The organism is Candidatus Borkfalkia ceftriaxoniphila, assembly GCF_004134775.1.
GTDB classification, from domain to species: domain Bacteria; phylum Bacillota; class Clostridia; order Christensenellales; family Borkfalkiaceae; genus Borkfalkia; species Borkfalkia ceftriaxoniphila.
Map to the genome: position 1 here is coordinate 1,773,667 of NZ_SDOZ01000002.1, position 20,436 is coordinate 1,794,102.

Genomic DNA, 20,436 nt, shown 5'->3' on the forward strand with positions numbered 1-20,436 from the left:
GTTGTCAAAAATAAATCGGCAAAGTATTTACTTTTTTTGAAAAATAGTGTAAAATAGATATCGGAATAGTTTATATTCTTTCTCTCGGAGAAAAAATAATCGATCGCGGGGTTTAAAATGGCGTTTTCTGACAACAATCCGAATAGCGGGAATACCTTGACTTCTTATGAGAAATTGAAAGCCACGGAAAAATATTTAGCGAAAATGAAAGACGTTCTGTCCACAATGGATGAGATCTCGCGCATCAAGCGCGCGAACGGCGACAAGGACGCCGATTCCGACGAGATCGGGGGGTATAAGCGTTCGTCGGTCGTAAAACTCGTTTCCGAACTGGAAAAACAGCGGGAAATGCTGCTTTCCGCCATCGAACGGGAAAAGAACGAAGCGGTCGCCGCCAAAGAGAAGGAACTTTCCGTCAAAGAAAAGGAGATCGAAGAATTGAAAGCGCGCGAGGCCGCGCGCACCGAAAAGGATAAATCCGAACTTCTGTCGAAAAAGGAAGCGGAACTTGCCGAAAAGGAAAGGGAACTCATGCGCCTTCGCGCAGAGCGCGCCGCGCACGAAGAAAAACTTTCCCGCGAACAGAAAGAAAAACAGGAAGCCATCCGCGCCCGCGACGAGGCGCTCAAAGCCAAGGAAGAGGCACTCAAAATGCAGGCGGCTCTCGCGCTGCGCGAACAGGAACTTGCCACGCTCGCGCCCACCAAAAACGACAACGCGGTCACGAGTTTCAGAAAAGGCGACAACGCCCTTGCCATCGAAGGGCTCTACACGGGACTTTCCATGGACATCGAAAAGATGCGCGACGATATTTTGCAGGAAATGAAATATTCCTACAAGCAGGATATCTCCATCTACGACGATCTGGCGGAAAAGATAGAATCCATCAAAACCATCGATGCGAACACGCTCGAAGAGGGACTCAAACCCTTGCAGGTTCTCAATACGCTCGATGAAAAACTCAACGCGCTGCAAACGGTCGATTACGATTGCATCGTGGAAAAGGTGAGCGAAAAACTCACCGAAACAAAGATCGATTACGACGTTCTGGCGGAACGCGTGGCGGCTTTGATGACGTCCTACGCCGAAAACGCGATCTCGCCCAAAATGCAACTGAGCGCCATCGAGCAGCGCCTCGAAGAGATGCAGTATGCTTTGAGCGGTATCATGAGCGTCAAGCAGATGCCCGAGTTCCGCAAACTGGATACGATGGTGGAGGAGTATCTCCGCACGCTCTCTTACGACACGATTCCCGATATTCTGATCTTATCCGACGAGATACGCAAAAAGGCGAACCGCCACATCGCGGGCGGCAACACGCTGCGCGGCGAGGGAATGCTCGCGGATCTGGGCGCGCGCCTTCGCAACGTGGCGCTCGGCGGATACGGCGCGCTCGTCGTCATCGAAGACACGATCAAGACGCATTCTTTGCCTAAAACCCTCAGCGACGAGGCGTTCGCCGAGTTCAAAGAGGCGTGCGCGGAGTTGGAAAGAAGCCCCGCCGTCTGCGGCGACGAGTTGGTCGGAAAAGTGGTTCGTACCAAAAAAGCGCTCCTCAACGACGTAGATCTGGCGCAGTTCGACAACGACACCATGGGCGAACTTCTGGAAATATTCGCGGAGATCCCCGCGGGCGAACTGCCTTCGGAAACTACGATCGTCAATATCGGCGCATTGAAAAAGGAACTGATGAGTTTCAACCTTTCCTATTTCGTTGAACTCGAACCCGTCGCGGCGCAGCCCGAAAAGACGGACAACGTGGATACGCAGGCCATTTTGGAGGCCATTTCTAATATCAAGATCCCCGAGGCGGTCGCAATCGTTTCGCAGCCCGTTGCGGCGGCGAAAGAACCGACGGAAAGCAAACTCGAAGAAGTCAAAAAGGACAGCCCGAACGTCCGCGTGAAGAAAGCGCGCGTTCTGCGCCCCGCCGTTTCTTCCAAAGACAACAAGACGGAAAAAGTCGTGCAGCCTCTGCGCGTGGTGCGCCGCAGTATCAAGGCGAGCGAAGAAAATCCCGACGCGCTTTCCAAAGCGCTTGTGGGGCAGGTCGCGCAGAAGATCGCAAACAGCATGATCAAATAATTACGCCCGCCGCGCGTTTTTTGCGCGGCGGACTTTGAGTATTCAATAAGATTTTTACCCGCTTTACGCGGGTTTGGAAATAATAATTTAGGGGTACAGGGTACCCGCAAAAGCCGTGCCGCCGCTTATGCTGCGCGCCGCGTTTTCAGACAGAAGAAGATTTCGTGTATACGAGGCTGATTTTTTCGTTCAGCCTTTTGTTTTGTTGCGTTTTAAAAAACGGCTTTTGCTAAGGAGTTTCATGAAAGAACAAGATCAAACGAACCAACCGCAGGAAAAAAAGAAGCGCGCCGCCAAGCCGAATTTCGGCTTGTTTTTAGGCAATAACGGCGCCGCGGCGGGAAAACCGCAGGGCGGCGCCGCGCCGAATCCGAACAGACAGCCGCAGGAGCGTCTTGCGGAAACGGGGGACAAGCGTCCCGTTCATCCGCGCGCCGCGCGCCCCAAAGACAATGACGCGCGCAGGGAAAATACGGGAGGCAACGGCGGAAACAGGAACAACGGCGGCAATGCGAACGCCCCTGTACAGCACCGCCGCAGAAACGAACCCGCGTCGGGAAAACCGCAGAACGCGCCCGCGGCGGAACCGCAAAACGTGCAGGGCGAGAAAAAGGGCGCAAGGAAGGGCGGCGGCAAGTCGAAACGCTTCGGCAATCCCGTCAAGATCATGTTTTTAGGCGGCGTCGGCGAGATCGGCAAAAACATGACCGCCATCGAATACGGCAACGACATCATCGTCATCGACGCGGGGCTTACCTTTCCCGACGAGGAACTTCCCGGCATCGATCTGGTCATTCCCGACATCAGTTATCTTGTCGCCAACCGCAAAAAGGTGCGCGGCATTCTCATCACGCACGGGCACGAGGACCACGTGGGCGGGCTTCCCTACCTCTTAAAAGAGGTCAGCGCGCCCGTGTTCGGAACCAAACTGACGCTCGCGCTCGCGGACAACAAACTGCGCGAACACCGCCTCAACAAGGTGGATATGCGCTGCGTCAAGCCCAAGGATAAGATCAAACTCGGCTGTTTCGGCGTGGAATTCATCAATGTGAACCATTCGATCGCGGGCGCGGTGGCGCTGTGCATCGACACGCCGCAGGGACGCATCTTCCACAGCGGCGACTTCAAGATAGACCTGACGCCCGTCGCGGGCGACCAGATAGACCTTCCCCGCATTTCCGAGATCGGAAGGGAAGGCGTCAACCTTTTGCTGTGCGAATCCACGAACGTGGAGCGGCAGGGATACACGATGAGCGAAACGGTGGTAGGCACCACGCTCGACCATCTGTTCGCGGAACACGTCAACCGCCGCATCATCGTGGCGACCTTCGCCTCCAACGTGCACCGTTTGCAGCAGATCATCGACCTTGCGGCAAAGTACCGCAGAAAAGTCGCGCTGTCGGGCCGCAGCATGCTCAACGTGGTGGACGCCGCGGGCAAGATCGGAGAACTGAACATTCCCGAGGGCGTGCTCATCGACGTGGAAAAGATCAAAAACTATTTCGACAGGGAGATCGTCATCGTTTCCACGGGCAGCCAGGGCGAACCGATGAGCGCGCTCACGCGCATGGCGTCGGGCGATTTCAATAAAGTGACCATCGGCTCCAACGACACCATCATTATCTCCGCCTCGCCCATTCCGGGCAACGAAAAGATGGTGTATAAAGTCATCAACAATCTTTATCGCAAGGGCGCGAACGTCGTCTACGAATCGCTGGAAAAGATCCACGTTTCGGGACATGCCTGCCAGGAAGAACTGAAGATCATGCACTCTCTGTTAAAGCCCAAATTCTTTATTCCCGTGCACGGGGAATACCGCCATCTCAAACGCCACGTGCAACTGGCGGCGGATCTGGGCATGGGCGAAAACAATATGCTCATCTGCGGGATCGGCAACTGCGTCGAACTGACGCGGGAAACCATGCAGTTCGGCGAAAGCGTTTCTTCCGGCTCGCGTCTCGTGGACGGCGGAAGCCTGGAAGACAGGGAAAACAGCGAAGTGATGAAGGACAGAAAGAGCCTGTCCGAAGACGGCATCTTCGTCATCACCGCCTGCGTTTCCGAGCGCAGCGGCGAACTTCTGAGCGAACCCGAAGTCATCAACCGCGGTTTCGTCATGCCCGAAAATGCCGATTATGCGTCGGATATCCGTCAGATCGTCGTCGGCTGCGCCTCGCAGGTTAACGTCAGGGGCGACCGCGACAATACCGAATACAAGGCGGCGGTACAGAAATCCGTCAAAAATTTCATTTACAAAAAGACAAAACAAAATCCCGTCGTCATGGTAAATATCATCCGTATCTGACGGAAAAAATCGCGGCGCAGCCGCGATTTTAAACATTTCAGGAAGTTATGCAAAATCTTTTATCGTTCGGTCAACTTCGGATAGACGCACGCCTTGCCTGCCTTCGGGAAAAAGCAAAGAGCGGGCGCGATCCTTCCACCCCCGACGAAACGCTCAACTATCTTCTCTATACGATCCAAACGCTCCGTCCCTCCCGCATTTTGGAGATCGGCACGGGTGAGGGGCTGTCGGGCGCGGCGATGCTTTTTGCGGCAAAAGACGCGCGGCTTACGAGCATCGAGTGCGTAGAGGAGCGGTTTTTCACTGCGAAAAAAAATTTCGCCGATCTGGGGCTTTCGATCCGCGCAGATCTGATCTTCGGGGACGCGGGCGAAGTGCTCCCGCATCTGAACGGCGCGTACGATCTGATTTTTTTGGACGGTCCCAAGGCGCAGTATCTGAACTATTTTCCTTGTCTTAAAGCATTGCTGCGGTCGGGCGGAGTGCTGTTCGCGGACGACGTGCTGCTGTACGGCTGGGTGGACGGGCGCGAGCCGATGCCCGCAAAGCGCCGCCCGCTCGTGGAAAAGATCCGCGCGTATCTTCGCGCCGTGCTGGAAGATCCCGATTTTATCACCAGCGTTCTTCCCCTCGGCGAGGGCGTGGCGGTTTCGGTCAGGTTATAATAGGATGAAAGAGAAACGTTTTAGCGAACTGCTCGCGCCTGCTGGCAATTTCGAAAAACTGAAAACGGCGCTGTATTTCGGCGCAGACGCGGTTTACTTAGGCGGAAAGGATTTTTCGCTCCGCTCCTTTGCGGATAATTTCACCGCCGACGAAATGAAACGGGCGGTGGAAACTGCGCACGCGGCGGGCAAAAAAGTTTACGTGACCGCCAATATTTTCGCGCGCAACGCGGACTTTTCGGCGCTTTCCGATTATTTTCGTTTTTTAAGCGAAATCGGCGCAGACGCGGCGCTCGTGACCGACGCGGGCGTGTTCGCCGCCGCAAGAGCCGCCGCGCCCGCGCTCAAACTGCACCTTTCCACGCAGGCGAACACCACCAATAAATACGCGGCGAAATTCTGGTACGGAGAGGGCGCGGAGCGCGTCGTGCTCGCGCGCGAACTGTCCGTCGCGGAGATATCGGAGATACGCGATTTCTGCCCCGAACTGCAGTTGGAAGCCTTCGTGCACGGCGCCATGTGCATCTCGTACAGCGGGCGGTGCCTTTTGAGCAATTATCTCGCGGGGCGCGATTCCAACCGCGGCGAATGCGTGCAGGCATGCCGCTGGAAATACGAGGTGCGGGCGGAAGGCGCGTCTTGTCCCGTGGAAGAGGACGCGCGCGGCACCTATATCTTTAACAGCAAAGACCTCAATCTCATCGGACATCTCAAAGAACTTTCCGAGGCGGGCGTCGATTCCTTTAAAATAGAGGGGCGCATGAAGAGCGCGTACTATCTCGCAACCGTGGTGAACGCTTACCGCCGCGCCTTCGACAGGTTGGCGGGCAAGCCGTCCGCTTTTTCCGATGCGGATATCTTCGGGGAACTGAAAAAATGCGCGCACCGCGATTTTACGACAGCCTACGCGCTGGGCGAAAACGAAAAGACCGTCAATTACGCCGATTCACAGACAAAGGGGACGTGCGATTTCGTCGCGGAAGTCAAAGAGGGCGGCGAATGTTCTGCGCTCGTGGAAATGCGCAACCGTTTCCGCGTCGGCGAAACGCTGGAAATTCTGTCGCCGACGGATACGTGTAATCAAAAATTTGTCGTGGATTCACTGTGCGACGCGGAGGGAAATCCCGTAGAAGACGCGAAACTCGTGCAGCAGACGCTACGTATAGGCTGTCCTTATCTGCTACGCGCGGGGGATATTTTACGGCGGCCCGTTGCAGATAAAAAATAAAAGGAGAAAATGATCATGAAGAAACATAGCGATACGGCGCCCGACGGCAAAAACGCGCGCCTTGCTGAAAAATACATAAAGAGGGGCGAATCGGAAAAATACTGCAAATTGCTGGGCGACGTACTCGAGGGACTGGACATCAAGCGCCGCGCGGTCGAACGGACGGGCATCGCCTCTTTCGTTTCCGAACTCGAGCAGGTGGTCTTGTCCTCTTTCGAATACGGCGAAATTTCCAAGATCCCCTGTCTTGTCGGCACCGACAGGAAAAAGGGGAGCGCCGTCAGTTCCAATTACTGCGTCACGCACCTGTATTTCGGCTCAGACCGCATTTTTCTGTACTCGTACTTGTTTTCGGTCATCAGGCGATATGCGCGCGAAGAAGTGGCGGAGGTCTGCTACCGCGATATCGTCTGCGCGCGCGCCGTGCGCGAAACGCGCCCGGTAGGCGAAAGCGCCGAGGGTAAGGGAGCCGTCGTCGCGGCGACGGCGAAACTCTTTATCGGGCTTGCGTCGGGCGAACTGTGCATTCCCTGCGGCGCGGACGGCGCCGAACTCAACCGCGCCGTACAACTTTTGAGCGCGCGGAGATAAATATGCCCGACCGAGTGATCCTTCATTCCGATCTGAATAATTTTTACGCATCGGCGGAATGTATCCTCTTTCCCGAATTTAAGAATAAGCCGCTCGCCGTGTGCGGCGACGAAAAGGCGCGCCACGGCATCGTGCTCGCCAAGAGCGAAGAGGCGAAAAAATACGGCGTGCGCACGGGAGACGTCATCTGGGAGGCAAAGAGAAAATGCCCTCATCTCGTCATCCGTCCCGCGCGTTTTTCCGTATATACCAAACTTTCGAAAGAAGTCCGCGATATTTACGGGCGTTTTACCGATCACATCGAGCCTTTCGGTATCGACGAATGCTGGCTGGACGTGACGAAAAGCGGCGTGTTCGGCAGCGGATACGAGATCGCGGAACAGATCCGCAGGGCCGTGCGCGAAGAACTGGGTTTAAGCGTTTCGGTGGGGGTGAGTTTCAACAAAGTATTTGCGAAACTCGCCAGCGATCTGAAAAAGCCCGACGCGGTTTCCGTCGTAGACCGTTCGAATTTTCGGGATAAGATCTACGGGCTTCCCGTCACAGACCTCTTGTTCGTGGGAAAGTCGATGGCGGCGCGGCTGGAAAAGATCGGCGTCCGCACGATCGGCGCTCTGGCGGCAGCGGAACCCGCCTTTCTGCAATCTTATCTCGGCAAGTGGGGACAGACGCTTTCAACTTACGCGCGCGGCGAGGACGATTCGCCCGTGCGACATATCGAAGAGGCGCAGGAACTCAAATCCATCGGCAATTCCACCACCTGGCGCGAAGATATCCTCAATCTGTCCGACGTCAAGCGGGTGCTGTATATTCTGAGCGAAAGCGTCGCCTCTCGGCTCAAAGACGCGGGCCTCGGCAAGGCGAATACCGTGCATTTATGGGTGCGCGACAGGGATCTGAACGACTATTCCTATCAGAAAAAAGTGCGTCCGACCGCGCTTTGCGGCGAGATCGCGCAGGAAGCGTACGCGCTTTTTTGCGAACATTACGCTTTGCGGCGGGCGGTGCGCGGGCTGGGCGTCACCGTTTCGGGCTTCGATAAGGGCGTGGAACAACTCACGTTCGGTTTTCTCTCGGGCGATTACGAAAAAAAAGCCCGCGCGGAGCAGGCAGTGGAAAAGATCCGCAGCAAATACGGCTACGAAAAGTTGCAGCGGGGCATCATGTTCGAAGATAAAGCCAGCCTTACCATGGATTTGAAGGGCGGCAGGCTCATGCGCCCGAAAAAAGGGGAGATCATAAGCGACGAAGGCAAAGACAAATAAAAACGGCTGCGCCGAGGGCGCAGCCGTTTTCGTTTTTGTTATGCGTAAAATTTCAGATCGTTGGTGGTCGCCACGCCGACGATATCAAGGATCCAGAATACCAGCGTAATGGGCGGGATGAGTTGTAAAATACCCGCGACGAGATGTCCTCTGATGATACGGGTGACACCGCCGAGCAACCAACTTGTAAAGGGAATGATCGCCAGGATCAGATTCACGATCCAGGGGAGCCCCGCATTCAGATAGCCTTTTCCGCTTTTTGCCATTTTTCGATATCCTCCTAAATGTTTGTTTTTACAAAGAGCGCGAATATTTCATGCGCTTTATAAGATAATTATATGACAAATGCTTTCATTTGTCAACATATTTGCCGATTTATGCGCGCAAGAATTCCCTGCGCACCCCCGATTTATTTGACAAAATTGCGTTTTTAACCTATAATTTTTCTATCATACAGACCGAACGAATCCAAGGAGATAAAATCTTTTATGAACATACCCGAAATGTTCGCTTCAAACGTCTTTAACTGGCAGGTGATGCAGGATAAACTGCCCAAAGATATCTTCAGGTCTTTAAGAAAGACCATCGAAGAGGGCAGGCCTCTGGACAACAGTCTTGCGAATATCGTCGCCAACGCCATGAAAGATTGGGCGGTGGAAAAGGGCGCGACGCATTATACGCATTGGTTCCAGCCGATGACGGGCGTCACGGCCGAAAAGCACGACAGTTTTATCACGCCCACTAAGGACGGCAAAGTCATCATGGACTTTTCGGGAAAAGAACTCGTGCGCGGCGAGCCGGACGCCTCTTCCTTTCCCAGCGGGGGCATGCGCGCGACCTTCGAGGCGCGCGGATATACCGCGTGGGATCCCACCTCTTTTGCCTTTGTCAAGGACGGTACGCTGTTCATTCCCACCGCTTTCTGTTCGTACAGCGGCGAGGTCCTGGATAAAAAAACGCCCCTTTTAAAGAGCATGAACGCGCTCAACAAGCAGGCGCTCAGGATATTGCGCCTGTTCGGCAACACCACCGCAAAGGCGGTGCTGCCCACCGTGGGCGCGGAGCAGGAATATTTTCTCATCGACCGCTCCATGTACTATGCGCGAAAGGATCTGCGCTTTGCGGGCAGAACGCTGTTCGGCGCCCGCCCGCCCAAAGGGCAGGAGTTGGAAGACCACTATTTCGGCGCCATCAAGATCCGTGTGAGCGAATTCATGCGCGATCTGGACGAAGAACTCTGGAAGTTAGGCATTCTCGCTAAGACCAAGCATAACGAGGCGGCGCCCGCCCAGCACGAACTTGCGCCCATTTTCACCACAACGAACGTCGCGAGCGACCAGAACCAGATGATGATGCACATCATGAAGAGGGTGGCGCACAAACACAATCTGTACTGCCTGCTGCACGAAAAACCCTTCGCGGGCATCAACGGCAGCGGCAAACATAACAACTGGTCCATGACGACGGATACGGGCGTCAACCTGCTCGATCCCGGTTCCACCCCCGCCGAAAACGGGCAGTTCATGCTCTTTTTCATGGCGGTCATCAAGGCGGTGGACGAATATCAGGATCTTTTGCGCCTTTCCGTCGCCAGCGCGGGCAACGACCACCGTCTGGGCGGCTACGAGGCGCCTCCCGCCATCGTTTCGGTGTTCATCGGCGAAGAACTCGAAGAGATCGTCGAAGCGCTGGAAGCGGATAAAAAACCCGCGGGGCGCGGCAAAAAGATCATGAAACTGGGCGTGGACACGCTGCCCGAACTTCCCAAGGATACGACCGACCGCAACCGCACGTCGCCTTTCGCCTTTACGGGAAACAAGTTTGAATTCCGTATGCTCGGCTCGACGTTTTCGATCGCGGGCCCGAACATCATGATCAACACCATCGTGGCGGATACCCTGCGCGAATTTGCCGATATACTCGAAAACGCCCCCGACTTCAACGCGGCGCTGCACCGTCTGGTCGTGGATACCATCAAAAAGCACAAGCGCATCATTTTCAACGGCAACAACTATTGCAAGGAATGGACTGCCGAGGCGGAAAAGCGCGGGCTTTTAAACCTTAAAAATACCGCCGAAGCGCTGCCGTACTTCACCGCGCCGAAAAATATCGAACTCTTCCGCCGCATGGGCGTGTTTACCGAGCGGGAAGCGGCATCCAGACAGGAGATCATGCAGGAAAATTACTGCAAGGTCGTCAATATCGAATGCCTCACCATGCTGGACATGGCGAAAAAGGACATCTATCCCGCCGTCGCCGCCTATATAACCGATCTGTGCGCGTGCGTGCGCGAAAAGCGCGCCGTTTTCGGAACTATTTCCGTGCGCTCGGAATGCGAACTCATCGAAAAACTTTCCGCCGCCAACGAATCCATGTACGATAAGGCGAACGAGATCGAAAAACTGCTCGCCGAGGCAAAGACGTGTTCTGACGTCGCCGTCTGCTCGGTGTTCTTTGCGGAAAAGGTGATCCCCGCAATGAACGAACTCCGCGCGTTTGCGGACGAAATGGAACTTGTCACCGCCAAAAAGTACTGGCCTTTCCCGACTTACGGCGACATTTTGTTCAGCGTTTAAGAATAAATCCGAAAGCGAGCCGCGCTTATCCGATGGAAAACGCGGCTCATATTATTTACAAAGGTCGGGATCTGTGATAAAATACACATTATTGTTTGAAAGGGAATAGTATGGAAAGCATGAAAATTTCACTCGCGGGCGATCTGGGGAGCGGAAAAAGCACCGTCGGCCGCATCATCGGAGAAAAGTGCGGCCTGGAATTTTATTCGACGGGCACCATTCAGAGAAAGATCGCGCTGGAGCGCGGCATGACCACGTACGAACTCAACCGCTATATGGAAGACCATCCCGAGATCGACGACGAGATCGACAACGGGCTGAAAGCGCTGGAAAACTCGGATAAAAACCTCGTCATCGATTCGCGGCTCGCGTGGCATTTCGTGCCGAGTTCCTTTGCCGTGTATATGACGACCATGTCCGAGATCTCCGCGCGCCGCATCATGAACGCCAAACGCGACAGCGAGCCGTTCGCGAGCATCGACGAGGCGATCGAGTCCATCAGCCTGCGCCGCGCCAGCGAAAGCCGCCGCTACCTTTCCATGTACGGCGTGGATATCAAAAATATGGATAACTACGACCTCGTTCTGGACACTTCCTTCGTGCCGCCCGAAAAAGTAGCGGACACCGTCCTCAAATATTATAAGATGGCGCGGGAAGGGAAAAAGTTCGATAAATACGTGCTCTCTCCCAAACGGATCTACCCGCTTTCTCCGAAAGAGGACGGCAAGATCGCCGTCGCGGAGCGGGACGGCGATTTCTTTCTCGTTGCGGGGAAAACGCAGTTTTTGTCCCTTGTAAAGCGGGGCGTAAAACTCGTTTCCTGTCAAAAGGGCGAAGGAGATTTTTGTGCGGAAGGATACCGCGCGCAACTCGAAACCTGGGAAAAGGAGAGCGGCATCGCCTTTTCGCGCGTTCCCGCCTGCTTAAAGGGCTGATATGGAACGCAGCAAGGAGATCGAGCGCAGCATCATCACCAAGTACCGCAAACTCATATGGAGCCGCTTTTTAAAGGGCTGCAAGGAATTCGAATTGGTCAACGAGGGCGACAACGTGGCGGTGTGCATTTCGGGCGGCAAGGATTCCATGCTGCTCGCCAAGTGCATGCAGGAATTGCAGCGCCACAGCCCCGTGAAATTCGGACTGAAATTTCTGGTGATGGATCCCGGGTACAATCCCGCCAACCGTAAACTCATCGAACGCAACGCCGAAATTCTGGGCATTCCCGCGGAAATTTTCGAGAGCGATATTTTCGAGGCGGTGGCGGAGATCGGGAAAAATCCGTGCTATATGTGCGCGCGTATGCGCCGCGGCTTTCTGTACGACCGCGCGCAAAAGATGGGGTGCAACAAGATCGCGCTCGGGCACCATTTCGACGACGTGATCGAAACGCTCCTGATGAGTATTTTGTACGGCGCGCAGGTGCAGGGCATGCCGCCCAAAATTAAGAGCAAAAATTTCGGGGGCATGGAACTCATCCGCCCGCTGTATTACGTCAAAGAGTGCGATATCGTCGCCTGGAAAAATTATAACGATCTGGAATTTCTCCGCTGCGCCTGCCGGTTTACCGAAGCCTGCGAAAACGACAAAGAGGAAACGTCCAAGCGCCTTGCGGTCAAAAAACTGATCGCCGCGCTGAAAAAAGAAGATCATAACGTAGATATCAATATATTCCGCAGTATGTACAACGTGCACGCGGATACGCTGATCTCTTTCGATACGAAGGGACAAGAATATCCCTTTCTCGAGAGATACAAAAGAAAAGAGTGAAAAAAAAGACTTCCGCAAATACGGGAAGTCTTTTTCATCGCTTAAAAACTGCGTCCGCCGCCGCCTCCGAAGCCACCACCGCCGAAGCCGCCGCCACCGAAACCTCCTCCGCCGAAACCGCCGCCGCTACCGCTCGCGCCCTGCGGGAGCGAATGGAAGGAATGCGACAAAGTCGCGGAAGTACTGCGGAGAAGTGAGTGGATGACGTAAACGTCGAACAGACTCACGTGCGTGTTCATCGCCCAGTAGGGCGGCTGCATCGAAAGCCCCGCAAACTTATCCGTCCAGATATCCGAAACGCCCAGCACCTGCGCGTAGGGGAGAATGTCGTAATAAAACGAGGGGTTCTCTTCGAGCATCGTTTCCATTTTATCTTTTTCCGCCAGGCGGATATAGTCGCGGAAGCCCACGATGCCGCCGAGCGCCTCGGCGTACTCGCGCGTACGGCGGCGATAGAGCGCGGAAAATGCCATCGTGCCCGCCGTGAGTATTCCCACGACGAACCGCGCCCACACGGGAAATACGTACGCGGGCGTAAAGATGCCGTAAACGGCTGCCGCAACCGCCGCGAGCGCGAATAACAGGACGACGTAACCGATCTTTTTCGCTTTCGTCCATTTGAGTTCGGTCTGCACGATATAGCCGCCGAGGGGCGCGAGGACGATCACGGGCAAAAACATCAGAAATCCCCACGCGTTGATAAAGGTCGGATGCACGTTTTGCGCCGCAATGAACGGCGGCAGCGCCGCCAAAAGCGCGGCTGCGAGCGCGAATAAGACGGAAAGAGCGGTGATCTTCGATTTAAAACAGGGCATTTTATGCGCCTTTGCGGCGTTCACGGCGCTGTTTGCGGTCGTGTAGAAAGATTCGTTGAGCGAACTCACCGCCACTTCGTCGCCGCGAGAAAAAATGCCGTCGAACAAAATGCTCTCGTAATCGGGCGTGCCGTCAGGCAGGTTTTTATCCTTTAAAAGGATCGGGTCGTCCTCGTTTTCTAGATTGAGCCGGATATATCCTTTGTTCGCCCAGTAAAATATGAGCGACGTCAGATCTTCGCGGTTGGTCTTCCCGTCGATGACGAGCCCCACGTACAGCGGATCCTTTTCCGTGGAAAAGTTGACGACGGGCACGATATTCTCTTTTTTCGTGAATACGTTCGCCAAAATCACCGCCGCCAATAAGAGCAGTGCGACGACGATATAAATATAGACCGACGGCTCCACGTATCTGCCGCCCAGCGCGTCCGTGCGCATATTCATGTCGAAAGTCACGGGCGTAAAGGGCCTGAGATCCTGCGCCGTCACCGAAATCACGTTTTCTTTTACGGTCAGATCGATCGAAGAATTCGTTCCGCGCCAGCCCGCCGTACTTGCGGGCGTCTCGGGCAAAATGACTTTCGCGCGCATGCTTTCGATCTCGGCCGTCCAGCCCGAACCCAAAACGTTGAGGCTCAGTTGCTTTATATCCGTCGCGACGGGCACGCTCATTCTGTAAAACAGGCTGAGTTCGAGCGGCGTGTGTACGGGCGCCGTGCCCGTTTCGCTGAAATAGAGATAGACGGAAATAAAATTTTTCGCGTCTCTCTTGACTTCGATATGCGAGTCTGACTCAATGTCGCGGTACGATTCCCCCGAATTGTAGGGAAGGTCGACGATGATGCCGTGCTTGCCGTTGCGGTTGAACTCGACGACTAAGTCGAGCGAAACGCCGAACGTGCGGTCGTGTTCGAATTCGTACGTCGCGTCGTAACTTTTGACGGTAAACGAATCGTCCGCCCGCGGCGGTTCGGACGAAAGCGAGGGCAATACGCCCGCGAGCGTTATAAACACCGCCATCATAACGCAGACGGAAACGAATAATCCGATTTTGTTTTTCATGGCGAAGCCGTCAGAACTGTACTTTCACGTTTTGGCGCGCTTCCTCTTCGATCTCGTAATAAGAGAATTTGGAAAGGTGCATGAAGTGCGCGACGATATTGCTGGGGAAAGACTGCATTTTGGTATTGATCTGGCGCGCCGTGGCGTTGTAATACTTCCTCGCGTTGGCGAGTTCGCTCTCGATCTGTTTGAGTTGATTCTGCAGATCGATAAAATTGGCGTTCGCTTTCAGATCGGGGTACGCCTCGCTCAGCGCAAATAGAGATTTCAAAGTCCCCGAAAGCATATTTTCCGCTTCCGCCTTTGCCTCGACGCCCTGCGCGTTCATCGCCGCGTTTCTCGCCGCGACGACCTTTTCCAGCGTGCCGCTCTCGTGTTTTGCATAGCCTTTGACCGTTTCCACGAGATTGGGGATCAGATCGTAGCGCTTTTTCAGATATACGTCGATGGTCGCCCATGCTTCCTCGCAGGTGTTGCGCATCCGTACGAACGCGTTATATGCCCCGACGATGACGCCGATGAGAATGATGACGACGAGGGCGATGACGCCGCCGATGATGGTGGGCACGACCCATCCGGGCAATAATAAGTAAAACATTTTTCGATACCTCCCGATACTATGTTAAGTTCATTATATAGTATTACCGAACGTTTGTCAATCATCGCCCGAAATATGAAAAAAGGGGAGCGAATCCGCTCCCCGTCAGTCCTGCAATCTGTCCCAGTATTTTGTGAGCGCCGCGAGATGACAGAGACACTCGTCCAGTTCTTCGTCCGAAAATATCTCGAACTTATGCGCCATGTAATCGTACGCCGCCTTGAACTGCGCGTCCAGCGTCCGTTCGCCCTCTTCGGTGATTTTCACCAATACGTGGCGTCGGTTGTTTTCGTCGATATATCGCTTGGCACAGCCCAGATTTTCCAGATCGTTGACGACGCGCGTCATCTGCTGGCTGGAAACGCCCATCTTGCGCGCGAGTTCGCTCATCGAGCCTCCGCCCGTATCCCGCAGCATCGCAAGGCAGAAGATCTGATGGTGCGCCACGGTTCTCTCATGCGCCGCGCGCCGCGGTTCGTCCATGTGCTTGCGCGATTTCAATGCCATATACCATAAATTGTCGATGATCTGTCTGATTTTTTCTTCCTTCATTTGTCTGACCTCGTATTTTATTATAATCTCAACCGACGGAAAAGTCAAATCATTTCACTAATATTTCACAAATATTTATATTTAACACATATGAAGCATTTGACAGTATTTTTTCAGCGTGTTATAATTTATTGCGTAATCTTTCGCGAAAGGCGCAAAATAAGGAGTGCTTATGTTACGATTGCTCAAAAATCTGAAACCCAAGGAATGGCTGTACGCCGTTCTGTCGCTGGGCTTTATCGTTTTGCAGGTATGGCTGGAGCTGTTGCTGCCCGATTATATGCAGAAGATCACCGCGTTGGCCATCTCTAACGCGGGGATGGCGGAAATATGGAAAAACGGCGGCATCATGCTCGCCTGCGCCTTGGGGAGCGCGCTCGGCGCGGTCATCGTCGGGTATTTCACGGCGCGCATCGCCGCGGCGCTCTCTTACAGGCTCAGAGGGCAGCTCTTCGAAAAAGTGGAGAGTTTTTCCATGGAAGAGATCAATAAATTTTCCACGGCGAGCCTGATTACCCGAACGTCCAACGACGTCACGCAGGTGCAGATGCTCATTTCCATGGGATTGCAGGTGGTCATCAAGGCGCCTATCATGGCGGTTTGGGCGATCGTCAAAATTTCGGGCAAGAGCTGGCAGTGGTCTGTCGCCACCGCGGCGGCGGTCATTGCGATGGTGCTGATGATGCTCTTCATTCTCGTCATCGTCTTTCCCAAATTCAAAAAAGTGCAGAAACAGACGGATAACCTCAACGCGGTCACGCGCGAAAACCTGTCGGGCGTGCGCGTGGTGCGCGCCTACAATGCGGAAGGGTATCAGGAAAAGAAATTCGAAAAGGCGAACGACGATCTGACCAACACGCAACTGTTTACCAGCCGTTCGATGGCGATCGTATCCCCGTTCATGACGATATTGATGAGCGGGTTATCCCTCGCCATTTATTGGATCGGCGCTTATCTTGTGGGCGGCGTTCCCGACGGACCCGGCCGTGCAGAAATGTTTTCGCAGATGGCGGCTTATTCGGGCTACGCGATGATGGTGGTCTCCGCCTTCATGATGCTCGCCATGATCTTTATCATCCTGCCGCGCGCCATGGTTTCGGTGCGCCGTATCAACGAAGTGCTTTCTACCGAGGCGCAGATCAAGGGCGGCACGGTGACGCAGTCCCCCAAAGAGGGCGGGCAGGGCAATGTGGTGTTTAAAAACGTTTCCTTCAAATATCCCGACGCCTCGGAATACGTGCTCGAAAACGTGAGTTTTACCGCCAAACAAGGGGAAACGGTCGCCTTTATCGGTTCGACGGGCAGCGGAAAATCGACGCTCATCAATCTCGTGCCCCGATTTTACGACGCGACGGAAGGGGAAATTCTGATCGACGGCGTCAACGTCAAAGATTACACCCTCGACGCGCTGCACGATAAGATCGGTTATGTGCCGCAGCGTGCCGTCATGTTCAGCGGCACCATTAAGGACAACGTGACCTACGGCGAAAAGAAGGGACTGGAGTATTCCGAAGAAGGCGTAAAACGCGCCGTCGCCATCGCGCAGGGGCAGGAGTTCGTGGAAAATATGGAAGGACAATACGACGCGCACATCGCCCAGGGCGGCACCAACGTGTCAGGCGGGCAGAAACAGCGTCTTGCCATCGCGAGGGCGGTCTACCGTCGTCCCGAAATATACATTTTTGACGATTCCTTTTCCGCGCTCGATTATAAGACGGATAAGGTGCTCCGTTCGGCGCTCAAACAACAGACGGGCGACGCGACTTCTCTGATTGTGGCGCAGCGGATCGGCACCATCCGCGACGCGGACTGCATCGTCGTGCTCGACGAGGGCAAAGTGGTCGGCAAGGGCACGCATAAGGAACTGATGGAATCGTGCGAAGTGTACCGAGAGATCGCCTACTCCCAACTTTCGAAGGAGGAACTGGAAAATGAGTAATAACAGACACCGCGGACCCATGGGACCCGGCCCCGCCGTAGCGGAAAAGCCCAAAGATTTTAAAAAAGCGCTCGGAAAACTGTACGGTTTCATAAAACCGTTTATCGTACCCATCATTGTTGCGCTCTTATTCGCCGTCGCGGGCACCGTGCTCAATCTCATCGGTCCCAACAAACTGGGCGATCTGACCAATCTGATCCAAGCGTCTTTCGATTTCGATGAGAACAGTTTACAGTGGATTTTGAGCGATGTGAACTTGCAGGAAGTCACTTCCGTATGTATCTTCCTCGTCGTCATCTATTCGGTGGGATTGCTCTGCTCGTACTTGCAGGGCGTCATCATGGCGACGGTCACGCAGAAAAACTCGCAGGGGCTGCGCCGCGCGATCTCCAAAAAAATCAACTTGCTGCCCCTCAAATATTTCGATTCCAACAGCGTGGGCGACGTGCTCTCCCGGGTTACCAACGACGTGGATACCATCGGTCAGACGCTGAATCAGTCGCTCGTGACCGTGTTTACCGCCGTCGTCATGCTCATCGGCAGCGTCATCATGATGTTCGTCACCAACGCGATCATGGCGGTCACCGCCATCGTCGCGAGCCTGATCGGGTTCGTGTTCATGTTCCTTATCATGGGCAAATCGCAGAAATACTTTATGCGCCAGCAGCGGTATCTCGGCGATCTCAACGGGCACGTGGAGGAGGTCTATTCGGGGCACAACGTCGTCAAGGCGTACAACGCCGAAAAACAGGTCAAGGCCGAGTTCGATTCCATCAACCGCAACCTTTATTCGAGTGCGTGGAAATCGCAGTTTCTTTCGGGACTGATGATGCCTCTCATGAACTTTATCGGAAATTTGGGTTACGTGGCGGTGTGCGTCGTCGGCGCGGTGCTCGTTTCCAAGGGCATGAGTTTCGGCGTCGTGATATCGTTCACGCTGTACGTCAGACTGTTCACTTCGCCTCTTTCGCAACTTGCGCAGGCGTTTACCAGCATGCAGAGCGCGGCGGCTGCGAGCGAGCGCGTATTCGAATTTTTGGGCGAAAAAGAACTTTCCGACGAGAAAGACAAGAAAGTTCAACTTTTGCCCGAAAACGTCAAAGGCGAGGTCGCCTTCGAACACGTCACTTTCGGATACGACGAGGACAGGACCATCATTCACGACTTTTCCGCGATCGCCAAAGCGGGACAGAAAGTTGCCATCGTCGGTCCCACGGGTGCGGGCAAGACGACCATGGTCAATCTTTTAATGCGCTTTTACGAAGTCAATCAAGGCGATATCAAGATCGACGGCGTGCCCACGGACGAACTCACCCGCGCGAACGTGCACGATCTGTTCGGTATGGTCTTGCAGGATACCTGGCTGTTCGAGGGCACCATCCGCGAAAACGTGGTGTACAGTAAAGAGGGCGTTTCCGACGAGGACGTCGTGCGGGCGTGCAAGGCAGTGGGGCTGCATCACTTTATCATGACGCTGCCCGAAGGCTACGATACCGTGATGAGCGACAAAGCCAATCTGTCCGCGGGGCAGAAACAACTCGTGACCATCGCGCGCGCCATGGTCGAAAACGCGCCCATGCTCATTTTGGACGAGGCGACGAGTTCGGTCGATACCAGAACGGAAGTGCTCATCCAGCGCGCCATGGATAAACTGACGGAGGGGCGCACGTCGTTCATCATCGCGCACCGCCTATCCACCATCAAGAACGCCGATCTCATTTTGGTCATGAAGGACGGCGACATCATCGAGAGCGGCACGCACGAGGAACTTCTGGCAAAGAAAGGCTTCTACGCCGACCTCTACAATTCTCAGTTCGAAAACGCGGCGTAAGAGCCGTTTGCGGCGGCGGGAAGTTTCCCGCCGCCGTTTTCGTTTGACAGCGCGCCCGCCCGAGTGTTATAATGAAGATATAGGAGTGAATTATGCCGAGAAATACAAACGTGGCGGTCTTTATCGACGCGGAAAACGTAGGGGCGGGCAACGCCAAACAGATCTTCGACGAGGCGTCGAACTACGGCGATATCATCGTCAAGCGCATCTTCGCCGACTGGTCGAAAGCAGCGTTGAAAAATTGGCGCGAGGAGATCAACCGCTATTCCATCACCGCCGAGCAGCAATTCGGCATCGTGAGCAAAAAAAATTGCAGCGACATCGCGCTCATCATTCAGACCATGGTCGTGCTCTTCGAAAAGGATATCGACGTTTTCTGTCTTGTGAGCGGCGACAGCGACTTCACGCGGCTGGTGCAGGAACTTCGCGAGCGCAATAAAGTCGTGGTGGGCATGGGCGGAAGGAACGTCAATCCCGCGTTCGTAAACGCGTTCAGCGAATACGTCTATCTCGACAACGGCGAGAGCGCCGAAAAGGAACAGAAAAAGAGCGGTACGGGCAAAAAAGCCGCGCCGCCCGTGCCCGACAAGGCGGAACTTGCCGAGCGCAAAAAGCGCGACGATCTCATCAAGATCATCGAGCGGCTCATCGACGATAACGACGGCAAGGCGTACTACGCCCGCGTCAGCGCGGAAATGAAACAGAAACACGCCGACTTCATTCCCAAAAACTACGAGTGCAACTCTTTTAAAAAACTGATGGAAAAAATATTGCCCACGCTCAATAAATACGAAAGTTTTACCGAGGTGGACGGCACCACCATGTACCTGAAACGCATGAAAAAGAGGTGAGAAATTTGTCCGAACGCGACCTTTACAAATTATTTTCCGAATACGACGGCGAAGTGGATCTTTCCGACTTTACCGTGGAGGAACTTACGCGCCTTCTGGGGCGGGAGAACGAACGGGATCGCTCCTACAAGGAAAAATATTTTTCCTATTACGACGACGTGAAGAGCAATTCTCTGAAAAAACAGGATTGGTAAAATGTGGCGTCCGCTTGTTGAAAAGCGGGCGTTTTTTTCGTCTTTTTGCGACAAATCATCACAAAATGTGCGCCGCATGAAAAGTCTGTGAAATGCGCTTAACCGACGTTTT

The 20,436-nt window shown here is 54.3% G+C and carries 17 protein-coding genes; 13 read left to right on the forward strand and 4 right to left on the reverse strand.

From position 1 onward, the window contains the following. Positions 1-117: 117 nt before the first annotated feature. From ESZ91_RS07980 to dinB, 6 genes are all read left to right on the forward strand, one after another. Entirely contained in the window at positions 118-2,085 is a 1,968-nt protein-coding gene (locus ESZ91_RS07980; protein ID WP_129225922.1) for a coiled-coil domain-containing protein, read from the forward strand. A gap of 667 nt (positions 2,086-2,752) precedes the next feature. Beyond that, positions 2,753-4,390, forward strand: coding sequence for a ribonuclease J (locus ESZ91_RS07985; RefSeq protein ID WP_129226285.1), 1,638 nt, complete (start codon positions 2,753-2,755; stop codon positions 4,388-4,390). Between the two features lie 47 nt (positions 4,391-4,437). Beyond that, positions 4,438-5,055, forward strand: coding sequence for an O-methyltransferase (locus ESZ91_RS07990; protein ID WP_129225925.1), 618 nt, complete (start codon positions 4,438-4,440; stop codon positions 5,053-5,055). 4 nt (positions 5,056-5,059) lie between these two features. Further along, positions 5,060-6,283 (forward strand): peptidase U32 family protein, encoded by a 1,224-nt coding sequence (locus ESZ91_RS07995; protein ID WP_129225927.1) that lies wholly within the window; start codon positions 5,060-5,062, stop codon positions 6,281-6,283. 15 nt (positions 6,284-6,298) lie between these two features. Further along, entirely contained in the window at positions 6,299-6,874 is a 576-nt protein-coding gene (locus tag ESZ91_RS08000) for a hypothetical protein (RefSeq protein ID WP_129225929.1), read from the forward strand. 2 nt (positions 6,875-6,876) lie between these two features. Beyond that, complete coding sequence (dinB, locus tag ESZ91_RS08005; RefSeq protein WP_129225931.1) at positions 6,877-8,139, forward strand: DNA polymerase IV; 1,263 nt, start codon at positions 6,877-6,879, stop codon at positions 8,137-8,139. A gap of 38 nt (positions 8,140-8,177) precedes the next feature. Here the strand turns inward: dinB and ESZ91_RS08010 are convergent, their stop codons facing one another. Further along, positions 8,178-8,405, reverse strand: coding sequence for a hypothetical protein (locus ESZ91_RS08010; RefSeq protein WP_129225933.1), 228 nt, complete (start codon positions 8,403-8,405; stop codon positions 8,178-8,180). A gap of 222 nt (positions 8,406-8,627) precedes the next feature. Here ESZ91_RS08010 and ESZ91_RS08015 point away from each other — a divergent pair, with 222 nt between their 5' ends. The 3 genes from ESZ91_RS08015 (at position 8,628) to ESZ91_RS08025 (ending at position 12,482) form a co-directional block, all read left to right on the forward strand. Further along, entirely contained in the window at positions 8,628-10,715 is a 2,088-nt protein-coding gene (locus tag ESZ91_RS08015; protein WP_129225935.1) for a glutamine synthetase III family protein, read from the forward strand. A gap of 110 nt (positions 10,716-10,825) precedes the next feature. Beyond that, complete coding sequence (gene cmk / locus ESZ91_RS08020) at positions 10,826-11,650, forward strand: (d)CMP kinase (RefSeq protein WP_129225937.1); 825 nt, start codon at positions 10,826-10,828, stop codon at positions 11,648-11,650. 1 nt (position 11,651) lies between these two features. Beyond that, positions 11,652-12,482, forward strand: coding sequence for a tRNA 2-thiocytidine biosynthesis TtcA family protein (locus tag ESZ91_RS08025; protein ID WP_129225939.1), 831 nt, complete (start codon positions 11,652-11,654; stop codon positions 12,480-12,482). Positions 12,483-12,523: 41 nt separating this feature from the next. On the opposite strand, the gene ESZ91_RS11730 is transcribed toward ESZ91_RS08025, so the two are convergent. From ESZ91_RS11730 to ESZ91_RS08040, 3 genes are all read right to left on the reverse strand, one after another. Next, positions 12,524-14,359 carry a DUF2207 family protein gene (locus tag ESZ91_RS11730; protein ID WP_129225941.1) on the reverse strand — a complete coding sequence of 612 codons (1,836 nt, stop codon included), beginning with the start codon at positions 14,357-14,359 and terminating at the stop codon, positions 12,524-12,526. 10 nt (positions 14,360-14,369) lie between these two features. After that, positions 14,370-14,957: a LemA family protein gene (locus ESZ91_RS08035; protein WP_129225943.1), complete on the reverse strand. Its 588-nt coding sequence runs from the start codon at positions 14,955-14,957 to the stop codon at positions 14,370-14,372. 105 nt (positions 14,958-15,062) lie between these two features. Beyond that, on the reverse strand, positions 15,063-15,509 hold the full coding sequence (locus ESZ91_RS08040) for a MarR family winged helix-turn-helix transcriptional regulator (RefSeq protein ID WP_129225945.1): 447 nt from the start codon (positions 15,507-15,509) through the stop codon (positions 15,063-15,065). 172 nt (positions 15,510-15,681) lie between these two features. Here ESZ91_RS08040 and ESZ91_RS08045 point away from each other — a divergent pair, with 172 nt between their 5' ends. The 4 genes from ESZ91_RS08045 to ESZ91_RS08060 all read left to right on the forward strand — a co-directional run bounded on the left by ESZ91_RS08045 (position 15,682) and on the right by ESZ91_RS08060 (position 20,324). Beyond that, positions 15,682-17,448 carry an ABC transporter ATP-binding protein gene (locus ESZ91_RS08045; protein ID WP_129225947.1) on the forward strand — a complete coding sequence of 589 codons (1,767 nt, stop codon included), beginning with the start codon at positions 15,682-15,684 and terminating at the stop codon, positions 17,446-17,448. Continuing rightward, positions 17,441-19,279 carry an ABC transporter ATP-binding protein gene (locus ESZ91_RS08050; protein ID WP_129225949.1) on the forward strand — a complete coding sequence of 613 codons (1,839 nt, stop codon included), beginning with the start codon at positions 17,441-17,443 and terminating at the stop codon, positions 19,277-19,279. Before ESZ91_RS08045 ends, ESZ91_RS08050 begins: the two co-directional genes overlap by 8 nt. A gap of 92 nt (positions 19,280-19,371) precedes the next feature. Continuing rightward, entirely contained in the window at positions 19,372-20,130 is a 759-nt protein-coding gene (locus tag ESZ91_RS08055; RefSeq protein WP_129225951.1) for an NYN domain-containing protein, read from the forward strand. A gap of 5 nt (positions 20,131-20,135) precedes the next feature. Further along, positions 20,136-20,324 (forward strand): hypothetical protein, encoded by a 189-nt coding sequence (locus ESZ91_RS08060; protein WP_129225953.1) that lies wholly within the window; start codon positions 20,136-20,138, stop codon positions 20,322-20,324. Positions 20,325-20,436 lie beyond the last annotated feature (112 nt).